This is a genomic window from Candidatus Zixiibacteriota bacterium (assembly GCA_017999435.1).
GTDB lineage: Bacteria > Zixibacteria > MSB-5A5 > GN15 > FEB-12 > JAGNLV01.
In genome coordinates this window covers 441,246-459,782 of sequence record JAGNLV010000004.1, presented here as the reverse complement: position 1 = coordinate 459,782, position 18,537 = coordinate 441,246, and the positions used below count along the sequence as shown (strand labels likewise).

Annotated in this window: 19 protein-coding genes; 5 read left to right on the top strand and 14 right to left on the bottom strand. The window is 68.1% G+C overall.

The genetic code is table 11. The features are described 5' to 3' along the window. The first annotated feature begins 77 nt into the window (after window positions 1–77). Window positions 78–2,345, top strand: a complete 2,268-nt coding sequence (locus KA261_12380) for a T9SS type A sorting domain-containing protein (protein ID MBP7698598.1) — start codon at window positions 78–80, stop codon at window positions 2,343–2,345. An 83-nt stretch (window positions 2,346–2,428) separates the two neighbouring features. On the opposite strand, the gene KA261_12375 is transcribed toward KA261_12380, so the two are convergent. Next, entirely contained in the window at window positions 2,429–2,941 is a 513-nt protein-coding gene (locus KA261_12375) for a tryptophan-rich sensory protein (GenBank protein ID MBP7698597.1), read from the bottom strand. Between the two features lie 92 nt (window positions 2,942–3,033). Here KA261_12375 and KA261_12370 point away from each other — a divergent pair, with 92 nt between their 5' ends. Beyond that, window positions 3,034–4,308: an NAD(P)/FAD-dependent oxidoreductase gene (locus KA261_12370; GenBank protein MBP7698596.1), complete on the top strand. Its 1,275-nt coding sequence runs from the start codon at window positions 3,034–3,036 to the stop codon at window positions 4,306–4,308. A gap of 58 nt (window positions 4,309–4,366) precedes the next feature. Here the strand turns inward: KA261_12370 and KA261_12365 are convergent, their stop codons facing one another. The 12 genes from KA261_12365 to KA261_12310 form a co-directional block, all read right to left on the bottom strand. Further along, on the bottom strand, window positions 4,367–5,446 hold the full coding sequence (locus KA261_12365) for a hypothetical protein (GenBank protein MBP7698595.1): 1,080 nt from the start codon (window positions 5,444–5,446) through the stop codon (window positions 4,367–4,369). Between the two features lie 26 nt (window positions 5,447–5,472). Beyond that, window positions 5,473–6,222, bottom strand: a complete 750-nt coding sequence (locus KA261_12360) for a hypothetical protein (GenBank protein ID MBP7698594.1) — start codon at window positions 6,220–6,222, stop codon at window positions 5,473–5,475. Further along, window positions 6,219–6,560, bottom strand: coding sequence for a hypothetical protein (locus tag KA261_12355; protein ID MBP7698593.1), 342 nt, complete (start codon window positions 6,558–6,560; stop codon window positions 6,219–6,221). Before KA261_12355 ends, KA261_12360 begins: the two co-directional genes overlap by 4 nt. A gap of 1 nt (window position 6,561) precedes the next feature. After that, the gene (locus tag KA261_12350; protein ID MBP7698592.1) at window positions 6,562–6,936 is read right to left on the bottom strand and encodes a hypothetical protein; all 375 of its coding nucleotides are present in this window, start codon (window positions 6,934–6,936) and stop codon (window positions 6,562–6,564) included. Window positions 6,937–6,947: 11 nt separating this feature from the next. Next, window positions 6,948–7,760 (bottom strand): hypothetical protein, encoded by an 813-nt coding sequence (locus KA261_12345; GenBank protein MBP7698591.1) that lies wholly within the window; start codon window positions 7,758–7,760, stop codon window positions 6,948–6,950. Between the two features lie 3 nt (window positions 7,761–7,763). Beyond that, the gene (locus KA261_12340; GenBank protein ID MBP7698590.1) at window positions 7,764–9,176 is read right to left on the bottom strand and encodes an exo-alpha-sialidase; all 1,413 of its coding nucleotides are present in this window, start codon (window positions 9,174–9,176) and stop codon (window positions 7,764–7,766) included. 137 nt (window positions 9,177–9,313) lie between these two features. Then, window positions 9,314–10,417, bottom strand: coding sequence for a hypothetical protein (locus KA261_12335; GenBank protein ID MBP7698589.1), 1,104 nt, complete (start codon window positions 10,415–10,417; stop codon window positions 9,314–9,316). An 11-nt stretch (window positions 10,418–10,428) separates the two neighbouring features. Beyond that, a complete protein-coding gene (locus KA261_12330) occupies window positions 10,429–10,848 on the bottom strand; it encodes a hypothetical protein (protein MBP7698588.1) in 420 nt (139 codons plus the stop codon). Window positions 10,849–10,990: 142 nt separating this feature from the next. Continuing rightward, complete coding sequence (locus tag KA261_12325) at window positions 10,991–11,374, bottom strand: hypothetical protein (GenBank protein MBP7698587.1); 384 nt, start codon at window positions 11,372–11,374, stop codon at window positions 10,991–10,993. Next, on the bottom strand, window positions 11,361–11,669 hold the full coding sequence (locus KA261_12320; protein MBP7698586.1) for a hypothetical protein: 309 nt from the start codon (window positions 11,667–11,669) through the stop codon (window positions 11,361–11,363). The genes KA261_12325 and KA261_12320 overlap by 14 nt, the downstream gene beginning before the upstream one ends. Window positions 11,670–11,728: 59 nt before the next feature. Beyond that, entirely contained in the window at window positions 11,729–12,481 is a 753-nt protein-coding gene (locus tag KA261_12315) for a hypothetical protein (protein MBP7698585.1), read from the bottom strand. 42 nt (window positions 12,482–12,523) lie between these two features. Next, entirely contained in the window at window positions 12,524–13,228 is a 705-nt protein-coding gene (locus tag KA261_12310; GenBank protein MBP7698584.1) for a hypothetical protein, read from the bottom strand. Window positions 13,229–13,497: 269 nt separating this feature from the next. Here KA261_12310 and KA261_12305 point away from each other — a divergent pair, with 269 nt between their 5' ends. Then, on the top strand, window positions 13,498–13,779 hold the full coding sequence (locus KA261_12305) for a PEP-CTERM sorting domain-containing protein (GenBank protein ID MBP7698583.1): 282 nt from the start codon (window positions 13,498–13,500) through the stop codon (window positions 13,777–13,779). Between the two features lie 183 nt (window positions 13,780–13,962). On the opposite strand, the gene KA261_12300 is transcribed toward KA261_12305, so the two are convergent. Beyond that, the gene (locus KA261_12300) at window positions 13,963–14,673 is read right to left on the bottom strand and encodes a cytidylate kinase-like family protein (protein ID MBP7698582.1); all 711 of its coding nucleotides are present in this window, start codon (window positions 14,671–14,673) and stop codon (window positions 13,963–13,965) included. Window positions 14,674–14,848: 175 nt separating this feature from the next. Here KA261_12300 and KA261_12295 point away from each other — a divergent pair, with 175 nt between their 5' ends. Further along, window positions 14,849–15,322, top strand: coding sequence for a hypothetical protein (locus KA261_12295; protein MBP7698581.1), 474 nt, complete (start codon window positions 14,849–14,851; stop codon window positions 15,320–15,322). A gap of 17 nt (window positions 15,323–15,339) precedes the next feature. Further along, window positions 15,340–18,531, top strand: a complete 3,192-nt coding sequence (locus KA261_12290; GenBank protein ID MBP7698580.1) for a cytochrome c3 family protein — start codon at window positions 15,340–15,342, stop codon at window positions 18,529–18,531. The last annotated feature ends 6 nt before the right edge of the window (window positions 18,532–18,537 follow it).

Here is an 18,537-nt window from a genome sequence, read left to right as displayed (position 1 = left end):
GGAGGTGAGACCGGGCACAGGAAATCTGTTCGTCCACGACTACGCGCACACGTTTCAAAACTTCCAGGGAGGATTCTATGCATGCATTGACGCACACGTGCATTATGAGAGGGTTTTTCGCCGGCTTCCTGCTGGCCGCGTCGGCGGCCGGGCCGGCGTTCTCCGAGGTCATGTCCGAAACGTCGGACCATGTGACCTTTGCCCTCGGCGACGGCCTCGCCTACGTGACGGGTACGGTGAGCGACTCGGCGGCCCAGGTCGCAACGGTATCGTTGGGCATCGGTTTTGACTCCCTCTTCGAGCAGCTCAACGGCGCCATCACCGAGATCCACGTAAAAGTGCTGTACGACACCACGCGGATGAGCTTTCTGGCAGCGGAGGCCGACCCCGGCTGGTACGCCTACTTCGATGCTCAGGAAAGCCCGCATGGAGTCGTGCAGATGCAGATGACGCTGGACACAACGAGCCCGCTGCATACGGCCTCGGCCGGCACGCGCGAGTATGGCCGCCTGAGGTTCATCCACGAGTGCTGGCCCCAGGATTCGCTGCCCGGCGGCGTGAACTTCTCTCGCAACGGGATGGACAACTCGGTGACTGTCAACGGCATTATCTACTCGCCCGGAAGCGAGGGGTGGGACGACGGCTCGGTCGACCGGATGCCCGACTCGGCATACCATATCACGCTGGAAATCGCCGATACCGCGGTGACGGGTGAGGTCGGCGAGGAGTTTGTACTCACCGAGTACGCGACCACCGACTTTCGCCTCAGCCTCGTCTGGCAGGCGTACACGTTCGACACCGCCAAGCTGGAATTCCGGGGGTTTGAGATGCCGCCCTACTTCGGCGGCACCGTCACGCTGCGGAGCGATACGATCGTCATCACCGCGCTGAATTTCAGCGGCGTGGATGAGGGCCACCACTTCCCGCTCGTTCACCTCACGCTGGCGCCGAGGTGTCCGCTCGGCAACACCTCGACGGTGCTGAACGCCGTACCCGGCTGGCTCACGGTGTGGGTCAGCGAGTGCTCCGGTTCGATCGATCCGGCGGCTGTGAGCGACCCGTCGGTCACGATTGCGATGGCCGACACGGCCGCCTACCGGGCGCGCTACCTGGGCGAGCCGGTGACGATGCAGGACGACGGGCAGCTGCTGAAATTCGGCGTGCTCATGCGCAGCACCTTCGCCGCGGGCATGGGGTCGCAATCCGACACCGGCCTGACCATGAACATCGATTGGACACCCAACCTCGACTTCGCGGGGATCGACCACTATGCGCCCGCGGTGAAGTTCCTCGATCTGAGCCAGGGCGACCTGACGGCGGTCTACCAGACCTGGGACGCCGCGCGCGCCAACTACCTGCCGGGCGGCGGCGACTTCGACAGTCTGGTCACGCTCAAGGTGCGGTTCGACACGGCCGGATTCACGCCCAGCTGGAACAACCGCTACCTCCGTCCGAAATTTATCCACGATTTCGGCATCGGCCACGGCCGAACGGTCGTCCCCGACACGGTCGGGTGCCTCCGGGCGGATTCCGTCAACGGCATCCTGGACGCCTGGTCGGGCGGGGCGTTTGACTCGGTGGAGGTTCTCATGGGCCAACTCCTCGCCGGCGGCGGCAGTTCTTCCACGGCCTGCGGCGAGGTGGACTTCTACGTTCGCGGGACCTGCGCCATCGATTCCTTCTCCGTGCGCATCACGGTGCCCACCTGGGCGTGCATCTACGGGATCATCGACCGGATGACCGGGGTCATTCCCACTTTCGTCAACTACCACACTTACGACATCCAGACCAATTCCCTGTTCGCGGGCGTCGGGCCGACGGGCGATCCCGTGAAAGTCTGCCGGCTCCGCATCGGGCTGAAATCTCCCTGCCTTCGCGGAAAACCCTACGGCATCGGGATCTCGGTCACGAACGGCAAGGTGTGGGACTACGCGGCCGGCGGTCCGATGTACGCCGCCACGAACGGCTCCACCATCACTCTGAAGTGCAGCTCCACCGGAACCGGCTGCTCGTCGTGCGGAAGCGGGAATGTGGATGACGACATTCCGGATGACCCCAACGCGAAGGTCGAGCCCACGGCCCCCTCGACCTTCGCCCTGCACCAGAACTTCCCGAACCCGTTCAACCCGGCGACGACCATTCAGTTCGATCTGCCCGTCGCCGCCGAGTGGCGGATCGAGATCTTCAACACGCTGGGCCAGCTCATCAGGGAATTCCACGGCGCCTCGGCGCCCGGATCGGTGACGGTCGAGTGGGACGCCTCGGCGTATGCGTCAGGCGTCTACCTCTACCGCGCCACGGCGGCCGATTTCGTGGAGACCAGGAAGATGCTGCTTCTGAAGTGACTGCGGCGTCGCCGTGGCCATAGGGCAGGCGGCGGCAGCGATGCCGCCGCCGCACCCTTGTTATCCCTCGGGCCGCCCGCCGCTCAGTTGAGAACGAGAACGCCGAGATTAAGGGTCGAGGCGTAGGCCAGCCAGACGATATAGGGGGCGAGCAGATACCCGGCCCGGCGATCGTGTTTGCGGAAGAGGACCATGGTGATGATCACGGCGGCGAGCAGCGCCAGGATGTCGACCAGCGCCAACCCCACCCACTGCCGGCCGAAAAAGAGGTAGGTCCAGACGCCGTTGAGCGCCAGTTGCGCCAGGAAGAGGACGAGCGCCGCCCGCGCCCCGGCGAAACCATCGCGCCGCCACACCAGCCAGGCCGCCGCCGCCATCGCCGCATACAGCAGCGTCCACACCACCGGGAACATCCAGTTCGGGGGAGTCCACGACGGTTTGTGCAGTCGGGCGTACCACTCGCCCGGCATGTACCGGGAGGCGGCGAACGACACCGCGAACACGAGGATCAACCATCCCAGCAACCCGAGGATATCAACCGCCCGCCGGCGGGGCTGAGTTCGGGGAGCGGGGGCGCTTTCCTGGGCAGTCATCATGCGACCTCCATCGCCGCGGACCGACCGGTCCGCTCCGCGCGGGGCGGAGTTTGGGCTTGTAACCGCTTCCTCCGGATACAATACTACCTCGCGTGGCGAATCACAAGGACAGATCCGACCGGCGCCGGCTGCGGCTGGGGGTTGTCGGCGGAGGGGCGGCCGGCCTCTTTGCGGCGATCGCGGCCGCCGAAACCGGCCGGCCCGGCGAGGTGATCGTGTGGGAGGCGACCGGCGCGCCGCTCGACAAGGTCCGCCTGTCGGGAGGCGGACGGTGCAACGTCACGCACCGTTGTTTCGAGCCCGCGGATTTGGTGAAGAACTACCCGCGCGGGGAGCGCGAGCTGCGCGGGCCGTTCGCGCGGTTCCAGCCGCGCGACATGATCGCCTGGCTCGAGGGCCGGGGGGTGCGCCTGAAGGCGGAGGCGGACGGGCGAGTATTTCCGGCGAGCGATGATTCGGGCGCGGTGGTCGCCTGCCTGCTGCGCGAGGCGGAGCGAGCCGGCGTGCGGATACGGCTGGGGTCGCGTGTGCGCGAGGCGGCGCCGGCGGGAAGGGACACCGACGATGCGCCGCTGTTCGATGTCATCGCGGGCGACGGGAGCCGCGAGCAATGCGACCGCCTGCTGATCGCCGCCGGCGGCGGTCGGCCGGGGCACGCGCTGGCTCAGGCGCTCGGCCACACCATTGTTCCCCCCGTGCCGTCGCTGTTCACCTTCACCGTTCCCGACCTGCGCCTGCAGGGGCTGGCGGGAGTCAGTTTCGAATCCGTGCAGTTGCGGCTCGCAGTGGGAGGGGAACGGTTCGAACAGAGCGGACCGATGCTCATTACCCATTGGGGGCTGAGCGGGCCGGCTGTGATCCGGCTCTCCGCGTGGGCGGCGCGTCCGCTTCACGAGAGCCGTTACCGCGCGGAACTGGTGGTCAATTTCGTCCCCGGTTCCACGGCCGAACAGGTCTACCGCGGTATGACAGCGCACAAGCAGGCGCACGGCAAGCGGCTGGCGCACGGCGACAGCCCCGTCTCGCTCCCCTCGCGCTACTGGAGCCGGATCGCGGCCGCAGTCGGGATCCCGCCGGAGACCGCGTGGGCGGCCGTCACGCGGGAGCACATGGCGGTCCTCGCCGAGCAGGTGACAGAGACGCATCTGGCCGTGGCCGGGCGGGGGATTTTCAAAGAGGAATTCGTCACCTGCGGCGGGGTGGCGCTGGGGGAGGTCGATTTCCGGACGATGGAGAGCCGGTTGCGGCAGGGGCTGTATTTCGCCGGGGAGGTGCTCGATATCGACGGTCTCACGGGGGGGTTCAATCTCCAGAGCGCCTGGACCACCGGCTGGATCGCCGGCCGGAGCATGGCGGGGGTGAAGTAGGGGAAGGGCACGGCCAGGCGGCGGCCATGCCCCTCTCTTGGCGCTGAAGGGCGCGGTCCTACCACTCCAACTGCCAGAGCGGCTGATTCGGGACGGCGATCCGCTGGCGGAGGATGACGCCGTCGGGCCGAAAGATCGTCAGGTCATAGCGGGGATCCTCGCTCTCCAGCAGTTCCGACGGAATCAGGTCCAGTTGAAAGAGGCCGGTGCTGTCGGTGGCGGTGCTCACCGGGCTGGGCGCCACGACCGCACCGCCGAAGCGCGCGACGCCCGAGGGGAGCATCGCGGAGATCGTCGCCCCGGCCTGCGGCGATCCGTCAATGCCGTACAGGCAGCCCCAGACACGGCACAGGCCGCCCGCGGGCGGCGGTTCGGGGTACGAGGCCGTCCCGAACAGCGTGTCCATGGTCGCGCCGACGATCGCCAGCGTGTCGAACGGCGGGAAGAGGTAACCGGGAGCGGCCGCGACCGCGAGCACCGAGTCGGCGTCGAGATTGAAGGCGGCTGCGCCGCTCACGTCGGTGAACCCGAGGCCGTGCAGGAGCGTCTGGGCGAGATCGCGGATGACGACGCGGACGCCGGGGATGACCTGGGTGCGGGTCGAGTCGTAGGCGATGAGCACGACCGACACGGCGCCCGAGCCAATCGCCATCCCGCGCTCGGTGCGGTTGCTGTCGATCACTCCGCCGTTCACCCGGACGGTATCATCGAGCAGGGCGAGCCGTTCGGACAACGGCGCGGCGACGATCTGGAAGGCCGCCGCCGTCTGGGTCGCCAGCCCGAGGGCCGTCGATTTGGCCATCACCGTCAGCGCGTAAACGCCCGGTGCGCCGGCGCCGTCGATGGCCGAGACCTGGCAGTGGAACACATAGGCGGGCTGACCACCCGGCGCTGTCACCGAGACCCGCGCGTCGGCCGGCGTCATTGAGTCGACCGCCGTCATGCCGCCCGACGGACCGATCACGGAGATGAAGATCGAATCGGCCTCAGTCGGGTTGCCGAGACTGTCGAGCACCTGGAACGCCACGGCGAGCGAATCCTCACCGGTCGCAAGCGTCGTGCGGTTGTGGACGATCCGGGCGGCGGCCGACATCCCCGGCAGCAGCAGCGCGAGTATAAAAGCAAGCCGATAATTCATGGGCACGTTCCTTTCTCGTCGGATCATCAGCGCGCGGGGGCGGCTGTCGACTGCAGCCGCCGCCGTCCGGCGGCGACCGGAGCGCCGGGATAGTACAACAACAGCCGCGGCGCCCGGTCGCCGGCGCCTTCGGCCGAGGTGAAGGTCTTTTTCGCCGTGTTGGCGGGGAAGACGTTTTCTCCGATCAGGATGACGCCGGGATCGGACCCGGTGGAATCCCAGTAGGCGAGCATGCGGTTGAAACCGGCGACGCGCTGGTATTTGCCGCTGTCGGCGGCGATCAGCGTGCACGCCACGGCTGCGGTGAAATCACCTCCCGGCGAGGTCCAGGAGAGCGAGTCGCCCCGGCCGTGAGCCAGCCAGGCGTGGTTCCAGGTGACGCCGCTGTCGGCGGGAATGCCGCCCGCGCCGAATCCCTCGACGCCCTCCACGAAGCGGCGGGTGAGGGGATAGAGGAAGATCCGCCGGTCGGCGCCGTCGTCCTCCAGTTCGCAGAACAATTCCAGGACGGAGGAATCCGGCACGACGCCGTCCCATCCGGGAAAGCGCAGCACCGCGCGATGGTTGCCGGTGCCTTGGGTTCCCACGGAGAAATAGAGGCAGTTGCCCGTGTTGTAGCGCCGGCAGTCCTCGCCGCTGATTTCGCCGTCGCAGGTAAGGTAGCCGTAGATGGTGGCGTCCTCAATCTGCGACGGTCCGCGCAGCGTGTCGATGCGCGCGGCCTCGGCGAGAAGCGGCGTCAGCGCCGCGAGCAGCACGGCCGCCGAGCGCGTCATGGCCGGCGTCCTTTCTTGGGGCTCGCCTCCGCCGCGGGAAGCTGCCCGGTCGGCCGGAGCGGCAATTTCTCCTGGCGGATTCGTTCGATCATCTCCCAGAACTCGTCGGTTCCGGGCCGGCTGTCGGCCAGCCGGGCATACAGTTGGATCATTTTGATCAACTCCGATACTTTGGCGTTTTGGGCGCTGCGCGGCGGGCCGGACGCGCCGCCGGAGCGGCTCCGGCTTTTCGGCCGGGCGAATCCGAGCAGGGCGTCGAAGTGCCCCGCGATGAGCAATTCGAGGCGCGCGAGCCATTCGCAAAGGAGCCGTTCGCGGATCTGGGCGCCCGGAGCCATCTCAGTCGCCCATTTCGATGACGAAGAGATCGGCGGTCACCGGCCCGGCGCCGTCGGGATCGCGCGCGACCCGGAAGGACGAGGGCGTTTCGGCGCCCACGACGAAGGCAGGCGTCGCGCCCTGCGGCCGCAGCCACACGCGCGGCGATGCCAGCGCCGCCGGCAGAGCGTTCCCCCGGTGGTCGACGAGGTCGGCGTAGAGCACCGTCTGCGGTCCGCCGCCGGGGACGGCGGCGCCGTGGCGGAGCGCGGTCGCGCCGCCGATCTGCTCGGCGGCCACGAAGTCGATTTCGCTCAGCCCCGGCACGCCCCAGACGACGAATCCGGGGATAAACCACAGGCGGCGGGCCAGCACGTCGTTAAGCGGAGTCAGCATGGTTCCTCCTTTCACACGGCCGAGGGCGCGGCGGGACCGGCAGCCGGCGGATGGAAGGCCGCGAGCAGACGGTCGGCGCGGTCGGCGTAGAGTTCCGAGAGCCGGGTCCAGGCAGCGGCCGCTCTCTCCTGTTCGGGACGGGTGGCGAGCACGCGGGCGGCCGATCCGCGGCAGACGACGGCGAGGGCATGACAGGTTGCCGCCGCCTCGAGGGCGGGATCGGCGCCGAACGCCCTGGCCGGGTCGACCGCCGCACCCACCAGGCCGTTGGCCTCGGCCACTGCCGCCGCAATCAGCATGTCGTCGCCGGCCGCGTAGAGCGGCGTGTAGTCGAGGCGGACGGTTTCGACGGGGGCGATGGACCCGCCGGCGAGCCGCCGGAGCGCCCCCGCCTCGGCATCGAGGGCGTAGTCGAGGCCGGGCGCGCACAGCGTGTACTCGCGCAGCCAGACGGTTACCGACGCGTCGTCGGCCAGCGCGCCGCCGGCTTTGGCATAGAAAACGGCGCGGGGATAATCGATGACAAAATCGACGTTTTCGGCGTAAATCGTCCCGAGCGAGCTGTCGGAGGCGGCCACGACCGACCCCGGCACGACCGGGGCGACTCCCAGCGCCGCGCTTCCGCCCGCGAGGGCGAGCGCGCGCCGGAGCGGCGCCGCGCCGCGGAGGGCTTTCACGACGACCGTCCCCGCCTCGATCGGTCCGCGCCAAAAAAGAACCCAGCCGCTTTCTCCCAGGACGATCGCCTGGTCGGTCACCCGGTCGGCCAGCGGCCGGGTGTCGGCGAGGTGGCGGCGCACCAGTTCATCGGTGGTGTACGACACTGTTCACCTCCTCACCGTGAGGGCAGTCACGCGGGAGACGGCGGTGATCTGGCTGCCCACCGGGGCGGCTGCAAAATCGGCGAGCGCCTCGATTTTCACCCAGAAGTGTACCGCGCCCGCGACCGGCTTCTTCTGCCAGTCGACCGGCACGGTGTTGTAGTCGTTCCACAGGAGCAGGTCGTGCTCGAGTACGTCGAAGTTGTACGGGCCGGAGGCGGGCGTGATGGCCGCCCACGCGGAACCGTCCCAGTAGCTGCAGACGGTGCTGCCTCCCGCCCCGGCGGAGGACAGCCGCACTTTCGCGAAGCGGAAGCGCTCCTCCATGCCGAGGTAGAGGGCGTCGCCCGCGTGGGCAAGCAGGGCGCCCGAGACCGGATGGGCGATATCGGCGGGCGCGGTCCCGGTAGCCTCGGCGGTGAGGTTCGCCCACGAGGCGCTCACCGTGTCGTACAGGGCGACGGCGGCGAAGGGGGCGGCGCGGCCATCGAGCGCCGCCGGCGCGACGAAGGCGCCGCCCTGCCGGGTCGTATACAGCGGCATCGCCTGGCCCGCTCCGCTCTCCGAGAGGTACACCACCAGCGGAGCGAAATCGATGAAGACCAGTTGCGGCCACGATCCCCCCGCGCCGTCGAGCACGACCGTCGGCGCCCACTGGTCGCCGTCGAACTCCCGGTAGCGGAGCGCGCCGTTGTCCCAGACGACACCGAGCCGGCCGTCGACGCCGGCGGCGACGTCGAAGTGCTCGTCGAAGTTCTCGCCGGCGGCGAGGTTGGTGCTCGTGCCCCAGGCGCCGCCGCCGAGCGGCCGCGACCGCACGCACAGCTGCATGCCGCCGTTGGTGTACGCCGCGTACAGGTCGCTCGGTCCGACGGCCAGCCGGCCAAAGGCCGAGGATGCTCCCAGCGTGAGCGACTCCCCCGGGTCAGACGGACCGGCGCCCCAGGTTGTCCCGCCATCGCTCGAGGACTTCGCAAACAACCGGTGGGTACCGCTCTCGATCCCCGTCCAACAGACCCAGAGCGCGCCGTCGGGGAGGATCGCGAGGCTCGGGTAGCGGGCGATCGGCCGGTCGACGACTGTGACCGGGGGACCGGGGACCCACGCTCCGCCGGTGAGCGTGAGCTTCCTTGCGGCGAGATACCCGGTGCCTGCCTCGGTGTACACGAGGTGAATCGTCCCGTCCGGCATGATCGCCGCGTCGAACGGAGAGTCCTCGGCCTGGGCGGTGACGGCGGCGGGCGGCGACCAGCCGGCGTAGGGGCGGTCGGCCCAGGCGCAGGCGATCTCGCCCGGGGCGGCCTGGAAGAGCACCGCCTCCCGCCCGGCGTGCGGGCCGGACGAAACGCGCAGCAGTTTCCGCCCCGGCGGAGCGCCGAGCGGGTGGAGGGCGGTGGAAGGACAGATAGTCTGGCGCATGTGGCTCCTTTCCCATGGGGCGCGGCCGGGGGGGGAGGTGCGCCCCGGCCCCGGCCGTCCGCCGCGCCGGCGGGTGGTGCGGGCGTCCGGCGCGGGCTGCAGCCCGCCCCTTCGCCCGGCGCCGCCGGCCCCGGTGGTTAAGCGTGAACGGTATCGAGCACGACCGCCGCGCCGTGGATCACCTTCGCATAGGCGACCGACTCGCTGATCACGGCCTCCTCAAAGCGCTGCTCGATGATCTTGTCGTACTCGATCGTCAGCGGCTGAGTCACGACCTCCTCGATCGCGAAGCGGCTGTCGAGGCCGACAATCAGGTCGGCGGCCAGTTCGTCGCAGCGCACCAGCGACGCCCCCAGCGGGCTGAACAGGTCCCCCGTGTTCTGGAAGCGGTAGCCGGCCATCGGGTCCTTGAACTCGTCGAGGGTGAGGATCTCCTTCATCAGGTTGACACCGCAGATGATCGTGTTCATCTCGAACGGCGCGAACTGGGACCAGAGGTTGACCAGGTCGTCGTAGGCCAGCACGCCGCTGGCGGCCGAGGTGATGACCGCGGCGGCGTTGTCGTTGCCGTCGCCGTTGAGAATCGTCTCCACCAGCATCCCGATCTTGTCCGTCTGGAGGCGGAACCCGATGTACCAGAGGAGGACGCGGAACTGCGAGGCCGTGCGGTAGCGGAGCGCCTTGTAGCTGGCTTTCAGGGCCAGGCCGTAGTCGGCGATGCGGACGGCGTGGTTCTGCTCGGTGACCAGCACCTGCGGCGTCTCCGCGCCCTCGGCCACCGGCCGGAGCGAGAAGCAGGCGGCGTCGGTCGTGTCGATGAAGAACGGGGTGTAGGTGTTGGAGGCGATGATCGCGGTGTTGGCGATGAGGCGCCGGAGTTCGGGGCGCATCGCCTGCCCGGCGCGGATCTCCCGGCGCATGAACTCCGGAAGGAGCGCCGGCGCCTGCTGGTAGAACTGCTCGACCGTGGTCGGAGTCTTGCCGCCGAAGCGGATCCCGGCCAGCGCGAGCTGGCGCTCGAATGCGTCGAGCGGCGCCCCGGCGGGGCTCGGGTCGTAGTCGTCGAGCTCGAGCAACTCCGACAGGCTCAGGCCGCGGGCCTCCGCCTCGCCGTAGAGCGCGCGGGTGATCTCGATCCCGGCCGTCCGGCTCAGGTCGACGGCGCCTCCGGCCCACTCGCGGTCGCATTCCCGCGGCGCGCCGGTCAGCGCCGCCGAGCGAAGAAACTGTTCGAACGTCATAGCGGTCTCCTTCAGTTCAAGAGAAAGGTGCAGTCGACAGCGCCGTTGACGGCGAGCACGGTGCCGCGCGCGATGTTGCCGCCGGCCGGGTCGCCCGAGACGGCCGGCGCCTGCTTGACCGTGCCGGCGGTCCCGCCGACCACGCGGTTGCCCGCCGCCGGGTAAGTGGCGGAGATCTTCAGGCGGCAGACGCCGCCGATCTGCACGGTCGCCAGGCGGCTCCCGTCGTCGCCGTCGGCGAGTGTCAGCGCAACCAGCTTCCCGAGCAGCTGGCCGCCGTTGCTGATCGGGCCCGCCTCGTTGCTGCCGGTCAGCATCACCGGCTCACCGAGGTGGGCGTCTTTGAGATCGTCGACGCCGCCGGTCTGGTGGACTGCGAAAGTCGCCAGCACCGGCGCGACGGCTTCAAGGTTCTGCGGTCGAATCGTCATAGGTCTCCTCACGGAGTGGGGGTTACGATCGGTCTTGGTGGCAGGGTGGCCGGGAGGCGGGTGCTCCCGCGCGGCCGGGACGGTCAGTCCCACGGGACAGAGCGGCGGCCGGGCGCGCGGCGGCGCCACGCCGCCGTCTCACTCACGGCAGGCGGCCGAAACTGGTCGGGAAAGCATCGCGGAAACGCGCGCCGGCCAGGCGGTACTGCTCGATCAACTGCGCCGCGGTCATCGTCTCGAGCGTCCGAAGATACTCGAGAACTGCCGCTGCGGCATCGTGCGCCTGCGCCGCGCCGGTCCGGCGGGTGACCGCCGCAATCGCTTTCGCCATGCCCCCGATCCGGGCGACATAGTCCTGCCGCAGGGCGGCGAGATCCTCCCGGAGCGACTCGTGTTCCGCCAGCAGCCGGCGGTGCCGCCCAAGCAGGTCGCGGATGCGGTCGAAATCGAGCTCGCACAGATTGTCCGGCGTCCAGGCGGCCGCGAGGTCATCGACCTGCTCGATCAGGGTTTCATTTGTTTCCACGCTCGTCCTCCGATTGTTGGGCCAGGTACAGCTCGATGCGCGCCAGGCGCGCCTCGGTGTCCCGGGCGAATTCGTAAAACTGATCGCGCGTCACCGCTCCCTCGGTCAGGCTCACCTCGAACGCGGTCAGCCGTTTGTCGAGCGTTTCCACGACCGCCCGTTCAGCTTTGGCCGCCAGGTCGATTTTGAGCGACTGGATCGTCACGAAATAGGCGGTGACCACGCCCATGATGATGGTGACGATGTTGATGACCGGCCCGAGCAGGTTGAACCCGGGGCCATGCGCGTTGGGCATATGCACCTCCGTTGGTTCTCAGGAGTCGCAGATTTGTCAGGTGCGCCGCCTCCTTGCGGCTACGTGCACCGGTAAAACAGGTGCCGCCGCTCCCCGTCGATCGTCACCGGCCGCAACACGTACTCGCCCGCCAGACGGCCCGCCAGGCGGAGGCGGAAGGCGTCGGCATCCCGCACCGACTCAAGCAGCGGTCCGCTCAGGCGCCGGTGGTCCTCGGCGGTCGTGATCCCGGGCGCCCCGTCGTCAGTCGCCGGGCAGCGGTCGGCCAGAAACTTCGCTCCGTGGAGCAGCCGCTGAAGCTGGAACTGTCGGAGACGAAAGCGATGCACCGCATCGCGGTCGGCGAACACCAGGTGCGCTGTGCCGGTTGCGTCGGGTTGCCGCAGGGTGTAGCCGCCCCCCGGGGCGGTTCGGTCAAGAAGCGGCCGGTAGCGGTAGCCGGCGTGTTCGCGCAGCGAGAGAGTGGTCGGCCAGATGCGGACACCGGCGCGCGTGGCCAGACGCGCCGCCAGGCGATCGATCTGCGGCAGCGTGCCGATCTCGCTTCGGTGCAGACCGACTGTGAACCGCCCGGAACCGGCGGCTCTCAGGGGCGGCGTGTCCGGTCCGGGGAGGAGCCGAAGCTCGAGACGGGTCACGGGCGAGGGCTCGCCGCGCAGGAAGCACTCCGTCTCCGCAAGCGCGCAGCGCGTCTTCCCCTGCCGTCCGATCAGGTAGCCGCCGAGTTCATCGAACGGCGGCAGGCGGTCGGCGGCCCAGCGGCCGGCGAGGGCGGGAGGGAGGTCGAGATTGTCCAGGCGGCGCAGCCGCAACTCGCCCGGCCCGCTGCACGCCGCGGCGACCGGAATCCCCTCTTACGCCGGCGCCACGAGATAGCGCTCCGCCGCGGGCAGCTCGGTCGGCGCCTCGATCAGCGTCTCATCAGGGATTCGCACGGGATGCCGGTCGCGGAGGTCCTTGGTCAGCCGGGTGCCGGGCAGGGCCCCCCGGTACACAAGCGAGGTCTCGAGCACCCGCTCGATCCCGCGGTAGCGGAAATGGCAGACCGCTTCACCGTCGCCGTCCGCGTACCGGGCAAAGGGTTGGTGAGTGCAGGCGCGGATGTCCTTGCCGCAGATCGAGCATTCGGGGAAGAGGAAGGTGAAGCTGATCGAGCACTCGCGGTAGATGCCGCCGTCAATGTTCTCGCGGAGGGTCTCCGCGCCGTCGGCCGCCCGCAGCCAGTAGAACCAGCACTTGACCCACGGTCGGCCGTCCCGCACCACCTCCTCGGCGTGGAAATTCCGCGCGATGGGGAGGCGGTCCCGGCGGTGTCCGACCATGACCGGCGAATCGACCAGCAGCCGGCACAGTCCCGCGTGCTCGTCGGAGGGGAAGCAGCCGCCGAAGCTGTTGATTTCGTCGGAGACGACATACATCGCGCGAATGACGGCGGCGTCGGCGGTCACCGGCGCGGGGGGGTTGATGTTGCGGTTAATCAGGGCGATGAGATCGCCGGCGCCTCGCCGGTCGTCCGGTTCGGCCAGATGGGCGGTCGCGCGGCCCAGGGTGGTGTCCATGGCGATTTCTCCTCCGGTTTTTTGCCTAGACCGCGCCGGCGGCATTCTCCACCGATGAGGGCGCGAATTTGTGCAGAATAATGCCGACCTCGGGCCGACCCCGGACTATGGGGACAAGTCCATAATCCTGCCCCTAAGCTGCTCTGCGGCTTGGACTGCGGGCGGCCAGGGGACGGCCGCGTCCCGCTGCGGCACGGTGCTTGCTCTGATTAAAGCGGCAGAGATTGGAGTGAACCGGGAGATTCGGTAAACGAAAGAAGGATGACGCCATGAAAGTTTCTCACGACACGCACAGCAATCCAATGAAATGGGTCATCGCCGTTATCATATTCGTCATCGTGCTCACGGTGGCTTTTGACGATGTCTTCGGCGTCTGGATTCCTCAGAGCGACAACGAGGAGTCGGTCGGCGCCGTCGAATCGCCCGACGTGCATGGAGACGCCAAGGTCTACAGCGATGAACCTCCGCCGCAGGTCCCCGAGCCGGGAACGCTCATCCTGCTGGGCGCCGGCCTGGCAGCCATGCGCCTGCTGCGGCCCAAAAAAGCATAAGTCCGTTCCCCTACCTCTACCCTTCCGAGCCTCCTGGGTTTCCTCCCGCTCAGGAGGCGCCTTTTTTGTTGGATGGCCGGATCGACAAAAGCCGCCGCACTGTCGGGGGGACTGACCGGACCGGGGTCTCGCGGTTCGGCGAACGCCTGATGGGCGCCGTGCCCCCGCCTGCCTCGCCGGGATTTACGGAATGTCGTTGCCCAGGTTGGCCAGCTTGCTGCACTTCCCCCGGTAGGCGATCGCGACTGCCTCCACCAACTCCTCGATGTCGATGCAGTCGGCGTTGATGATCATGTCGTAGTAACTCGGATCATCGATTTCGGCCCCGAAAATCTTGCGCACGAACTCGCGCCGCCGCCGGTCCGACAGGTCGATCATCTCCGATGCTTCGATCATGGTGGTCCCTTTGTAGGCGACCAGATTTCGGACCCGCCGCTCGCGCGGCGCGATGAACCGCACGTGGAATCCGTGCCGCGGCCCCAGAATAAAGTTGGCCCCCCGGCCGATCAGCACAACCCCTCCCAGCCGGGCTATCGACAGCACCACCCGGTAGAGTTGGCGGGTGAAATCCGAGCGGTCGATCCCCGTCCCGCTCAACGCCGACTCGATCAGCAACTCCAGATTTGACCGGTACCTCTCATCCAGCGACTCCACGATTCTTCGGCAGTAGCCCGATGAGGCGCAGACGGCATCGATAACCTCGCGATGGATGCGCTGGTAGTCCAGGGCCAGCGCCAGCCGGGAGGCGAAGTAGGACCCGCGCGACCCCGTCTGCCGCGACACCGTGATAATCGGCGGCACGGCGGCTGCCGGAGGTTCCTGCTCCTGCCGTCGAAGTTGCTCGCGCTCCCACCGCATGAATTGCCGATTGATAAGCGCTTCTACTGAGGTCATGGCGCCACATCTCCCTGCTAGGTTATACGCCAGGATAGAATATCGTACGAAGTGGTACAATTAAAAACGTTGACTCCGGAGCTCGTCAAATGCCGCCATGCGGCAGAATGCGCTTGACAACAGGACAATTTTAGTTACTTTTTTCACAAATTTCGATACAGAATGGAAATGTCGCATGAAGCTTCTTCGCCATACGTCCGCCCTTCGACCGCTTCTCGTTGGTGTTCTTCTGGCCTTGACCGCCCTTCCCGCGGCGGCGGCCGATGTCGACTCGACCAAAACCGTCGATCATTCGGGTGATGTCTACATCATCGAGACGCGCCACCGGCTCTTCCCGGATTTTCTCCAGGTTGACACGGTAGGGTTCGACCAGCCGTTTTTCATCGGGGAGGAGGAGTGGAAAGCCCGCATCATCCTGTTCAATCCGCATCTTGGGATTACGACCGAGGGGAAGGGTCTGCAGATGTCCGACACGCTGTACAATCCGGCGGCACGGATCCGCGTTGAGCAGGCGGACACGCTGGTACAGGAAAGCTGGGCGTTTCATTATGTCGATGCGCCGCACTACCGCCGCACCGACCTGCTCGGCTTCAAGTTGCTCGACTTCAAGGTCGCCGCGCAGTATATTCCCGCACCCGACAAGAAATAAGGCGGAGTCACGTGGCAATGAAGACATTCTCCCGCGCCGCGTTCCTGATCGTACCGCTATTGCTTGGGCTCGTCCTGGCCCCGGCGGCCTCGGCGGTCAAGACCTGCTACGACTGCCACCAGAAACAGAAGCAGCTCTATACCAGCCGGAAATTCATCCACCAGCCCACCAAAGAGGAGAACTGCGAGTCCTGCCACAAACGCCACGGTTTCGCCCAGACCCTTGTGCTGACTGCGACAACCAACGATCTCTGTTACTCCTGCCACGCCGATCTGAAAGCCGAATTCGACAAGGCCAGCGTCCATTTCCCGGTCTCCGACGGCAAGTGCTGGGACTGCCACGATCCGCACGCTTCCGACAAGAAAGGGCTGCTCCGGGCGGCGCCGGAGGGGCTCGATGATCCGAGCGCCTGTTTCATGTGCCACAAGGCGGAGCTGGACTCGTCGCTTCACGCCGCGGTGCCCCATCCGCCCTTCAACGAACTCGAGTGCACCCGCTGCCACGCGCCCCATGCCTCGGAGCATACTGGTCTCTTGACCGCTCCGGCCAACGACCTCTGCGGATCGTGCCATTCCCCGGCCGACAGCCGGATGACGGCGGCCCACGGCGCCCGCCATGTCGCCGGCCTCGCCTGCACCGAATGCCACTCGGGCCACGCCGCCGGGCGCAAGGGACTTCTCTCCGACCGGACCCACGAGCCGTTCGCCTCGGGCGACTGCGAGACCTGCCACAGCCTCCCCGACGATCGGGGCCGGGTGGCCTTCGCGGAGGGCGTGTCGCCCAGCGACGGATGCGTCACCTGCCACTCGGACGTGGCCGAGAAAGCGAACCTCGCCCACCCGCACGCCGCCATGACCGGCGACAACTGCACCGACTGCCACCGCCCGCATTCCTCCCGTTTCGGGAGCCTTCTCACGGCGCCCCAGGAGGAACTGTGCGGCCAATGCCACAGCGAGGTGCTCACGGGCAAGGGGCTCACGCCGCACCTGCCGGCGGTCCTCGGCCAGTGCAGCTCCTGCCACGAGGTCCACGGCTCGGCCAACGCCGCGCTCCTGGCGCGCTCCGAGGCCGATCTCTGCCTGTCCTGTCACAGCGATTTCGAAGCCGCCCGCGATTCGGCCGCGACCGTCCACGCCGCCGCGGACGACTGCCGGCAGTGCCACGCCTCCCACGAGGGCAAGACCGCCGCGATTCTGCGGAAAGATCCCTCCGAGCTGTGCGCCGATTGCCACGCCGTCGACGACGCCGCCCTCGGCGCGCTCTCCGGCCACCAGCCCTACCTCACCTCCGACTGCGCCGCCTGCCACAGTCCGCACTACTCGACGGCGCCGCACCTGGTGCGGGGCGAGGGGGCGGACGCCTGCGTGGGCTGCCACGCCGACGTGCAGGGCCGGCTGGGCATGACCGTGCCGCATCCCCCGGCCGCCGACGACTGCCGGAGCTGCCATGTCCCGCACTACGGCGCCAATGCTCCCCATCTGCTGGCGGCGCACGAGAAGGACGTGTGCGCGACCTGCCACGACTACGATGATCTGAAAGTAACCGCCGCGTATGTCCACGCGCCGGCTCGCGCGGGCGACTGCAGCGGCTGCCACAACCCCCACGGCGCCATGCAGGAGAACCTCGTGACCGGGCGCATGCAGCGGGCCGTGGTCGACGGCCGCGTCGTCTCGCAGCTGCCGCGCCTGACCGGCCTCAGCTCCGACCTGTGTTACACGTGCCATGACGACCTCGCGGAGAAATTCCGCCGGCCCGGCGTGCACGCTCCGGTGGCCGCCGGGAACTGCGACGCCTGCCATGCGCCGCACGGTTCCGCCAATCCGGGATTCGTCACCGCCCCCGCCCCTGAGCTGTGCGCCGCGTGCCATGCGGTCGATGCCGGCCTGCAGGCGGCTCACGACGGTTTCGCGCTCGACTCCGCCAATTGCCTCGACTGCCACAACCCCCACATCTCCGAACAGCCCAAACTCGTCCGCGCGCGGCTCCATCCCCCGTTTGCGGAGAAGAGCTGCGATCTGTGCCACGCGAAGGGGCCGAACGGGGAAGCGGCGCTGTCCGGCGACATGGCCTCGGTCTGCTCGGCCTGCCACGAGAAGGTCGGCGAATCCGCCGGCCTGGCCCATCAGCACCCCCCCTTCGCCGCGGGCGAGTGCGGCGCCTGCCACGGCGTCCACGCCGCCGACTACGACAAGATGCTGAAAGCCGAGGGCGGCGCGCTCTGCACCGGCTGCCACGCCGACGTCCGCACGCAGATGGATCTCGCGGTGCAGCACCGGCCGTTTGCCGACGGCCAGTGCCTCGATTGCCACCGCCCGCACGCCTCGGCCTTCACGGCGCTCAAGAACAAGCCGGCGGAGACGTTCTGTCTCGCCTGCCACGCCGACCTCGAGCAGCAGATCAAGAACGGCCAGCCGCACGCCCCGGTGGTGAGCGGCGAATGCACCGCCTGCCACCAGCCCCATGCCGGCGCGACCGCGTCGCTGCTGACCGTTTCGAAAGAGAACCTCTGCGGTTCGTGTCACGACGCCTCGGCGGGGGAGATGACGGCCGCGCATTCGGGTTTTGCGGTCGCGGCGGCCGACTGTCAGAATTGCCACGAGGCGCACGCCGCCCCGAAAGGCGGCGGGGGTCTCCTCATGCCCAGAGCGCACGCCCCCTTCACGGCCGGCCAGTGCGGTTCCTGCCACGTCGGCAAACAGCCCGCCCGGCTTATCGCGCCGGTCAAGACGCTGTGCCTGACCTGCCACGAGGATTTTGCCAGGACGCTCGACCGGCCGGTCGTGCACGCGCCGGTCGGCGACGACAACGGCTGCACCGGCTGCCACGGTCCACACGTCGGCTACACCGGCGCGCTGCAGAAAAAGCAGGGCGTGGCCGTCTGCCTGACCTGCCACAACACGCCGGAGTTCAGCGGGAAGTTCAAACACCAGGCGGCTTTCGAAGACTGCCGCACCTGCCATGAGGTCCACGCCGGCGACTACAAGCGCCTCCTCTCGACCCCCGACATCATGGAGCTGTGCATGACCTGCCACGCCGACGCGAAAGAGACGCACTACCACCCGATGGGCGCCGGCGTCATCGACCCGCGGACCAAGCAGGATCTCAATTGTGTCGGCTGCCATTCGCCGCACTCCTCGGAGTACGACAAGATCCTCCTCGGCGATCGCGACCGGAAACTCTGTATCACCTGCCACAGCCTCTCGCATTGAGGGCGG

Excerpts from the sequence above, each read along its gene's own strand:
- KA261_12380 (MBP7698598.1), top strand. The coding sequence starts at position 78 with ATGCATGCATTGACGCACACGTGCATTATGAGAGGGTTTTTCGCCGGC.
- KA261_12375 (MBP7698597.1), bottom strand. The coding sequence starts at position 2,941 with ATGATGACTGCCCAGGAAAGCGCCCCCGCTCCCCGAACTCAGCCCCGC.
- KA261_12365 (MBP7698595.1), bottom strand. The coding sequence starts at position 5,446 with ATGAATTATCGGCTTGCTTTTATACTCGCGCTGCTGCTGCCGGGGATG.
- KA261_12360 (MBP7698594.1), bottom strand. The coding sequence starts at position 6,222 with ATGACGCGCTCGGCGGCCGTGCTGCTCGCGGCGCTGACGCCGCTTCTC.
- KA261_12355 (MBP7698593.1), bottom strand. The coding sequence starts at position 6,560 with ATGGCTCCGGGCGCCCAGATCCGCGAACGGCTCCTTTGCGAATGGCTC.
- KA261_12350 (MBP7698592.1), bottom strand. The coding sequence starts at position 6,936 with ATGCTGACTCCGCTTAACGACGTGCTGGCCCGCCGCCTGTGGTTTATC.
- KA261_12340 (MBP7698590.1), bottom strand. The coding sequence starts at position 9,176 with ATGCGCCAGACTATCTGTCCTTCCACCGCCCTCCACCCGCTCGGCGCT.
- KA261_12335 (MBP7698589.1), bottom strand. The coding sequence starts at position 10,417 with ATGACGTTCGAACAGTTTCTTCGCTCGGCGGCGCTGACCGGCGCGCCG.
- KA261_12330 (MBP7698588.1), bottom strand. The coding sequence starts at position 10,848 with ATGACGATTCGACCGCAGAACCTTGAAGCCGTCGCGCCGGTGCTGGCG.
- KA261_12320 (MBP7698586.1), bottom strand. The coding sequence starts at position 11,669 with ATGCCCAACGCGCATGGCCCCGGGTTCAACCTGCTCGGGCCGGTCATC.
- KA261_12310 (MBP7698584.1), bottom strand. The coding sequence starts at position 13,228 with ATGGACACCACCCTGGGCCGCGCGACCGCCCATCTGGCCGAACCGGAC.
- KA261_12305 (MBP7698583.1), top strand. The coding sequence starts at position 13,498 with ATGAAAGTTTCTCACGACACGCACAGCAATCCAATGAAATGGGTCATC.
- KA261_12300 (MBP7698582.1), bottom strand. The coding sequence starts at position 14,673 with ATGACCTCAGTAGAAGCGCTTATCAATCGGCAATTCATGCGGTGGGAG.
- KA261_12295 (MBP7698581.1), top strand. The coding sequence starts at position 14,849 with ATGAAGCTTCTTCGCCATACGTCCGCCCTTCGACCGCTTCTCGTTGGT.
- KA261_12290 (MBP7698580.1), top strand. The coding sequence starts at position 15,340 with ATGAAGACATTCTCCCGCGCCGCGTTCCTGATCGTACCGCTATTGCTT.